The 7,843-nt window shown below is 41.2% G+C and carries 6 protein-coding genes; 2 read left to right on the top strand and 4 right to left on the bottom strand.

Features of this window, described 5'->3' with window-relative positions:
* The coding region (locus ACYVTD_RS08180) for an MATE family efflux transporter (RefSeq protein WP_461247285.1) at positions 1-428 on the bottom strand (428 nt) is incomplete at its 3' end.
* 81 nt (positions 429-509) lie between these two features.
* On the opposite strand from ACYVTD_RS08180, the gene hisS reads away from it, so the two are divergent.
* Complete coding sequence (gene hisS, locus ACYVTD_RS08185) at positions 510-1,829, top strand: histidine--tRNA ligase (protein WP_461247286.1); 1,320 nt, start codon at positions 510-512, stop codon at positions 1,827-1,829.
* A gap of 8 nt (positions 1,830-1,837) precedes the next feature.
* Here the strand turns inward: hisS and xerA are convergent, their stop codons facing one another.
* Complete coding sequence (xerA, locus tag ACYVTD_RS08190; protein WP_461247287.1) at positions 1,838-2,827, bottom strand: site-specific tyrosine recombinase/integron integrase; 990 nt, start codon at positions 2,825-2,827, stop codon at positions 1,838-1,840.
* Between the two features lie 179 nt (positions 2,828-3,006).
* On the opposite strand from xerA, the gene ACYVTD_RS08195 reads away from it, so the two are divergent.
* Positions 3,007-4,209 carry an NADP-dependent isocitrate dehydrogenase gene (locus ACYVTD_RS08195; protein WP_461247288.1) on the top strand — a complete coding sequence of 401 codons (1,203 nt, stop codon included), beginning with the start codon at positions 3,007-3,009 and terminating at the stop codon, positions 4,207-4,209.
* Positions 4,210-4,217: 8 nt separating this feature from the next.
* On the opposite strand, the gene ACYVTD_RS08200 is transcribed toward ACYVTD_RS08195, so the two are convergent.
* Positions 4,218-6,371: a hybrid sensor histidine kinase/response regulator gene (locus tag ACYVTD_RS08200; protein ID WP_461247289.1), complete on the bottom strand. Its 2,154-nt coding sequence runs from the start codon at positions 6,369-6,371 to the stop codon at positions 4,218-4,220.
* Positions 6,372-6,385: 14 nt separating this feature from the next.
* On the bottom strand, positions 6,386-7,843 hold a 1,458-nt coding region (locus ACYVTD_RS08205; RefSeq protein ID WP_461247290.1), incomplete at its 5' end, for a response regulator.

A 7,843-nucleotide genomic window follows, 5' to 3' on the forward strand; every position in this document is an offset into this window, starting at 1 on the left:
TCCTTTGCGTGCGGTTTTATGGTAGGCGTCGCTCCGAGCCACTCAGCCAAATGCCCAAGCAGCGCAAGCCCTGTAAATGCAATTACCGCCATAACAATAAAACCGCTTACAAGCCCTGTTACCGCCATGCGGGAAGCGTCATCGTTCTTTTGCGCGCCCAAAGCCCTCGACATATAATTTCCCGACCCTTGTCCAAAGAAAAAACCCATTGCCTGAATGATAGCCATAAGGGGGAACGCTATGCCGACTGCCCCCACTTGGCTTGTCCCCAAAGAACTGACAAAAAAAGTGTCGGTTACATTGTAGATAGCGGAAATCAACATGATTAAAATACTTGGTCCCGCAAGCTCAAGTACATTCTTTTCCACAGGGTAAGTGGTCATCTTTATAAACTTTTCTGTTTTAACAGGCATAGCATCGTCTGACATACTGATAGTATACGCAAATAACTTAAAGTATACTATCCCGAATACCTTGCCTGTTTTTGAAGATTAAAATATAGTATCAGTATGGCAACTTACATTGAACCTAAGGTTCTTAAAGGGTTTAGAGATTTTCTCCCGCATACGGAAATTGTCCGCCGCGGATTAATCGAAAATATCGAAAACACGTTCCGTTCTTTTGGATTTGTTCCCATTGATACTCCCGCTCTTGAATACGCTGAAATCCTGCTTGGCAAGGGCGGCGGAGAGACGGAAAAACAAATCTACAGGTTCAAAGACAACGGAGAGCGTGATGTCGCCCTTCGTTTTGATTTAACAGTACCCTTTGCCCGTTATGTAGCATTGCATAAAGCGGAGCTTACATTCCCATTTAAACGCTACCATATCGGCAAGGTGTGGCGAGGCGAAAACACGCAAAGGGGACGTTACCGCGAATTTACACAGTGCGATTTTGACATCATAGGCAGCGACAGTGCGCCGGCTGATTTTGAGATTTTATTTTTAATCCGCACTGCCCTATTAAACTTGGGGCTAGACATCACTATTCATGTAAACCACAGGGGGCTTTTTAACCGCTTTCTTTCACACATAGGACAGAGCGAAAAATCAGCCGATATTCTTCGCACTGTCGATAAACTTTCAAAAGTGGGCGCAGATGAAACAAAAAAAACTTTAACAGAGCTTGTAGGCGGAAAAAACGCTGAAAAAATTATTGAATTTATAGGGGCAAAAGGCAGTTTTACGGAAACGCTTAATCGCATAACGGAGCTGTCCGGCGGCAGTTGTCCCGAATCAGAGCGGTTGGCTTCTCTGCATCGGTATATGATTGAAACTTGCGCCTTTGAAGAAACCTCTTACGAAAACAAAAACGCCGACCCATTTGTTCTTGACCCTTCGATAACTCGCGGGCTTGATTACTACACCGGCGTAGTATTTGAAACATTTTTAAACGAACTTCCCGATATTGGCTCAATTTGCTCAGGCGGTCGCTATGACAACCTAGCGGGATTGTATTCCAAAGACAAGGATTCAATCAGCGGTGTCGGCTCGTCAATCGGTCTTGACCGCCTTCTTGCCGCCCTTGAGGTCCTTAACAAATTACCCACGCAAAATAACTGCCGCGTCGCCATAGCCTGCGCGGATTCTGAAAAATCGGGGCAGTATCAGGCGTTGGCGAGAAGATTGCGTCAAGAAGGAATACCCTGCGAAGTTTTTACGGATAAACTCGATCTTGTTAAACAATATATACTCGCCGAAAAAAAGGGACTGCGTTATGTGATAATACCAGGCGACAATCCGCTTAGCGACACAATTACTTTGCGCGATCTTGCGGAAAGGCGCAATGTAGAAATGTCAATCGAAGAGGCTATTTTAAAGGTAAAATAAAGTTTTTACTACCCTATAAATTTCCTGTGCGAATTTTTAACATTTACCTGATTAACCATCGCATAATGCATTGTCGTATCAATTTTAACATGACCAAGAAGGCGTTGAACCTGCTCTATGGGCATTCCTTTGTCAATGGCTCTTGTCGCCAGCGTCCTTCGGAATTTATGAGGGTGAACCTTGTACAAGTCCGCCCGTTTTCCAATCTCGCGAAGGCGCGTTTCTATTCCGCCAATCATCAGCCTGCCGTAGGGCATTGTAAGCGATACAAATAAAGCGGGATTATTGTCCGTGCGGCTGTTCAGATAATCCAAAAGGTGGATTTTTGTTCTTGCGTCAAAATACACAAGCCGCTCATTCCCGCCTTTGCCAAAAACCACACATTCGCGCTCATGGAAATTAATGTCTTCGCGGTTTAACCTTACCAATTCGCCTACGCGCATTCCAGTCGATGTTAATAAATCGATCATTGCCAAATCGCGGATTTCCTCGCATACGTCCCGCAAAAGTTCAAGCCCTTCATCAGATAATGTTTCTTTGATTGTTTTATCTGTTTTAATTTTATGGATTCGCCGCACGGGGCTTTTTAAGATATAATCCTCGTCTTCCAGCCAACTGAAAAAACTGGAAAAAATACGCCGCATATTATCAACGGTTACTTTACTTGAGTTTCGTTCTTTCTGATAATCAGCCAAATAACAGCGAAGATCGTCGGTATTAATTTGGCATACCTGTTTGTTTACGATTTTAAGCATATAACTTATGGTGGAATGGTAGTATTTTAAGGACTTTTCAGAACAACCTTCGATTCTTTTTGCCGCGATAAAAACCGCAAGCAGATCGTCCTCTTTTTTGCCGCGTAAAACAGGCGTTTCCCGCTCTTTTATTTCGTAATTGTAAATTGAGTACGTTAAAACGCGCTGTAATTCCGCTAACTGTTCCACTGTAATAATATCAGCCATACCTGCCAGAATTTCCGTAATGATTTTTTCTCTCATTTTATCCTACCTTTTTATAAAAAGAATGCCTTATTTTCGGCAAAGAATCGTAAAATCGCGATTTATATTTACAATTTTTTTTATTTTTAAAGTTAAAAACATATTTTCTTATAAAAAACACAGTAAAAAACAAAAATGTCCTACTATACATTCCACTAAAACATCGCTATACTGTACTTATGGCGAAAATAAACATGACAAACCCCATTGTCGAAATTGACGGAGATGAGATGACTCGCGTTTTGTGGGCGGTTGTAAAAGACAAATTACTGCTGCCTTTTATCAATCTAAAGACCGAATATTACGATCTTAGCCTTACAAACAGAGATAATACCAACGATGAAATAACAATAAAATCAGCGGAAGCGATAAAAAAGCTGGGCGTAGGGGTAAAATGCGCTACAATTACTGCAAATGAAGCAAGGAAAGAAGAATATAACTTAAAATCCCTGCTCCCAAGCCCCAACGCTACAATCAGGGCAATACTCGACGGGACTGTATTCCGCAAGCCAATATCCGTAAGCCGTATAAAGCCGTCCGTTACCACATGGGAAGCCCCCATTGTTATAGGTCGCCATGCTTACGGCGATATTTACAAAGCAGCTGAAATGGAAATTGACGAGCCAGGCATGGTAGAGTTGGTTTACACAAAAACCGACGGAACAGAACGCCGTATAAAAGTAGCCGATTTTAACGGGAAGGGCGTAGTTCAGGGAGTGCATAACTTTGATGACTCAATTAAGAATTTTGCCCGCGCCTGTTTTATTTACGCAATTTCGGAAAAACTTCCTCTTTGGTTTGCTACAAAAGACACTATTTCCAAAACATACGACGGTCGTTTTAAAGCTATTTTTAATGAAATATACGAAACCGAGTATAAAGAAAAATGCGAAGCCGCCGGCATTGATTATTATTACACATTGATAGACGACGCTGTAGCGCGTGTTATAAAAAGCGAAGGCGGATTTTTGTGGGCGTGCAAAAATTACGACGGCGATGTTCAAAGCGACATGATCGCAAGCGCGACGGGAAGCCTTGCCATGATGACCAGCGTTCTTGTTTCTCCTTCCGGTGTTTTTGAATATGAAGCGGCTCATGGGACTGTTCAACAGCATTACTATCGCTATAAAAAAGGGGAAAAAACAAGCACAAACCCAACCGCGCTTATTTTCGCGTGGAGCGGAGCTCTGGCAAAACGCGCGGAACTTGACAAATTGCCCGATCTTGCGAATTTTGCAAAAAGCCTTGAAGAAGCGGTTATCGGCGCGATAGAAGACGGAATAATGACGGGTGATTTGGCAAAACTTGCCGACCCTCATCCGGATAGAGTTTATAATTCATGGGAATTTATTGACGCCATAGTTGAGCGGTTAAAACATTAAACAACGCTTTAAGTCAAATATGTCTTTAATTTTAACATTACCTCGTTAATGTCTATCGGTTTTCCTACATGGCTGTTCATTCCGGCTTTAGCGCATCTTTCAATATCTTCATTAAATACGTTAGCGGTCATTGCGATTATCGGAACTCCTTTCGCATCGGCATTTTGTTCTTTCTCAAAGGTTCTGATTTGGCGGGTAGCTTCGTAGCCGTCCATTTCGGGCATTTGAATATCCATAAAGATAAGATCATATTTGTAGGGAGTTGCCTTAAACATTCGGACGGCTTCCACGCCGTTTTCCGCGCAGTCTATCTGTAACTGCGTAGGTTCAAGCAGAGTCTGAACAATCTCGCGGTTAATATCCACATCTTCCACCAGAAGTATCCGGTGTCCGGCAAAAATACCAGCAATATTCTCCTGTACTTTTTCTTCCTGTTGTTTGTCCGCGCTCATATTCTTGCCTGTAGTTTCCACACTGCGTTTTATTTGAATATTAAAGACAAATGTTGAACCTTTTCCAACTTCGGAGTCTATCCATATTTCTCCGTTCATCATTTCTACTATACTTTTGCATATAGCAAGCCCCAAACCCGTGCCTCCGTATTTGCGCGTTGTGTTGGACTCCGCCTGCTCAAAAGATTGGAACAGTTTCGCTTGTTGCTCTTGGCTTATACCTATCCCCGTATCGCTTACGCTGATTTGTAAAGTACAAATGCCGTTTTCTTCTTTAAGAAAGCGCGTGTTAAGAGTAATAGAGCCTTTTTCAGGAGTGAATTTAATAGCGTTGCTCAAAAGATTTGTAAGAACTTGAGCAAGTCTTTGATCATCACCTATTAGCATCTTGGGTATATTTTTGTCAACGTGTACAAAGAATTTTTGTTTCTTCTCATTTATACGGAAATTGATAATATTCACTACCTCCTGTAACATCTTTTCAAAATTAAATTCCACAGGAGAAAGATCAAATTTATTGGCTTCAATTTTTGACATATCCAAAATATCGTTGATTATCCCAAGCAAATGGTGTGAAGCTTCTTCTATTTTATCAAAGCAGTAATCTTTACGTTCAATATCTGGAGCGGTTTTTCCTATTGTAACCATACCAATTATTGCATTCATAGGCGTGCGTATCTCGTGGCTCATGTTGGCAAGAAACGCGCTTTTATGCCTGCTTTCTATGTCCGATTTATTTCTGGCGGTATCAAGCTTAATCAATACCATAATCAAAACTGTGGCAAGCGCTATACCAAGCGCGCTTAAAGTTACCGCCATGTATCTTACTTTCTGATAATAGACGCTTCTTATCGCAAAAAAACCCAAATACCAGCCGTTAGGAAGTTTTCGGGCAAAGTAAATAGTTCTCTCCCCTTTCCAATTTACCAACGGAGTCTCTGAAATTGCTCCTTTCTCCAAAAGCTTATCTGACAATACTGAAAAAGGAATTTCAGGATCGGATATTTTCATTCCTAAAAAGTCGGGATTGGAATGAGAAAGCAGAGTTAAATCCTGAGCGGCTAAAAATCCGTAACCGTTTTTTTCATGAAGCGTATCAATAACTTTCTCGCCAATATAGTTAATGTAAACATCAATACAGGTAACGCCCAAATAAACGCCTTTATCATCATAAATATTGCATGAATAAGTTATAACAAGTTCATTTGTTACCACATCTAAGTAAGGCTTTGTTTCCGCAATTTCTCCGTTAGCCGCAATAGCTGCTTTGTACCACGGACGATCCGGCGGCGAATAGTCGTCCGGCAACAATGTATTAAAGTCACTAAAAAAAGCAGGTCCGCCGGGAAATTTTTCAATATAAGCGTAAACACCGTTGATGGACAATCTGCTTTTTTCCATTGAGCTTAAAAAAATTGATATGTTATTGGTGTAATTCATTATCTTGTCAGAACTTTCTCCGTTTATGACCATACTTCGCACGGTTTGCGAAAAAGAACTCAATGTAGCGCGCATTTCCGCAATATCGGTTTCAATTTGGGCTTGTACAAAATCAAGCACACTATCCGTATTGCGTACTAAATTGTCCCTTACAATTCTGTTTACAAAAAAATAACTTAAAAGGATCATCAATACAAATGCGAACCCTGTAAAAAACAACTGAATATACAAGGGATGTTTTGGGAAAATTCTAGGTATCTTAATACGCATAATTTACCCCCCTCTTATTGACTTAAATAACTGTTTAATTTATCCAGAACTTCATCAAGATTCAAAGGTTTACCAACATGACCGTTCATACCCGCCGCGACGCATTTTTCAATGTCTTCTTTAAATACGTTAGCGGTCATTGCAATTATGGGTATTTGCTTGCGCAAATTTCCATAATTGCTTCGAGTTTCACCTTCGGTTAAACTCGAAGCGCTTGAAGCGGAATATAATTCCGCTTCAAGCGCACGAATACGCCGCGTCGCTTCGTAGCCGTCCATTTCTGGCATTTGTACGTCCATAAAAATCAATTCGTATTTATCCGGCGATGCTTTGAATTTACTGACGGCTTCTGTGCCATTTTCAGCGAAGTCTATTTCCAGTTGAGTCGGCTCAAGCAATGCCTGCACTATTTCGCGGTTTATTTCCACGTCTTCCGCAAGAAGTATGCGCCGTCCGGCAAAAAGCCCGTTAATATCGGGTTTTTCTTCTTCTTTCTTTTTTTTATGCTCTACCCCCAGACATTTGTCTATCATATCGGCAACAGTAGACGGGAATAAGGGTTTGGACAGGAAACTGTCAACACCTGCTTGTCTGGCTTTAGCCTCAATAACATTCCACTCGACTGCGGAAATCATTACCGCTACGGAGTGTTCCGAATCGGTAGAATATTCCCTGATTTTTTTTGTCAACTCTATTCCGTCCATGCCGGGCATCTTCCAGTCTATAAAATAAATATTGTAACCGCCTTTTTGCTGTATCATTTTAATCGCTTCTTCTCCACTTTCGGCGGTGTCGCAGTTTACGCCAAGCTGCTGAGTTATGTTTTTAAAATACATTAAAATATCAGAATCGTCATCTATCGCAAGAATACGCAAATTTTCCCGTTTTACGTCGTCCGCAAGGAGCTTTCGTTTTGCTTGGTTGCCTTTCTTTGCCTTTATCGTAAAAGAAAAGACGGAGCCTTTTCCCGGTTCTGAATTAACCCACATTTTTCCGTTCATCATTTCCACAATGTTACGTGAAATAACAAGACCAAGACCGGAACCGCCGAATCTACGCGATGTATCGGCTTCCGCCTGTTGAAACGACTTAAATAGATTTTTCTGCTGTTCTTCGCTGATGCCAATACCAGAATCGCCTACGTCAATCTGTATGGTACAAATATCGTTTTCTTCTCCTAAAAACGTTGTGTTAAGACTGACGAAACCTTTTTCCGGCGTAAATTTTACCGCGTTTCCTATAAGATTGGTAATAACTTGAGCAAGCCGCTGGTCGTCCGCGATGATAGTTTCGGGAATATTGTTGTCTATATGCACGGTAAATTTTTGCTTCTTTTCTTCCACGCGGAAATTTATTACATCTACAACCCGTTGGAGCATCTTTTCAAAATGGAACTCAATAAAAGAAAGTTCAAACTTATTAGCTTCAATTTTGGACATATCCAGAATATCGTTAATTACACCTAATAAGTG

The organism is Treponema sp. R6D11 (assembly GCF_054786075.1).

Excerpts from the sequence above, each read along its gene's own strand:
- xerA (WP_461247287.1), bottom strand. The coding sequence starts at position 2,827 with ATGAGAGAAAAAATCATTACGGAAATTCTGGCAGGTATGGCTGATATT.
- ACYVTD_RS08200 (WP_461247289.1), bottom strand. The coding sequence starts at position 6,371 with ATGCGTATTAAGATACCTAGAATTTTCCCAAAACATCCCTTGTATATT.
- ACYVTD_RS08195 (WP_461247288.1), top strand. The coding sequence starts at position 3,007 with ATGGCGAAAATAAACATGACAAACCCCATTGTCGAAATTGACGGAGAT.
- hisS (WP_461247286.1), top strand. The coding sequence starts at position 510 with ATGGCAACTTACATTGAACCTAAGGTTCTTAAAGGGTTTAGAGATTTT.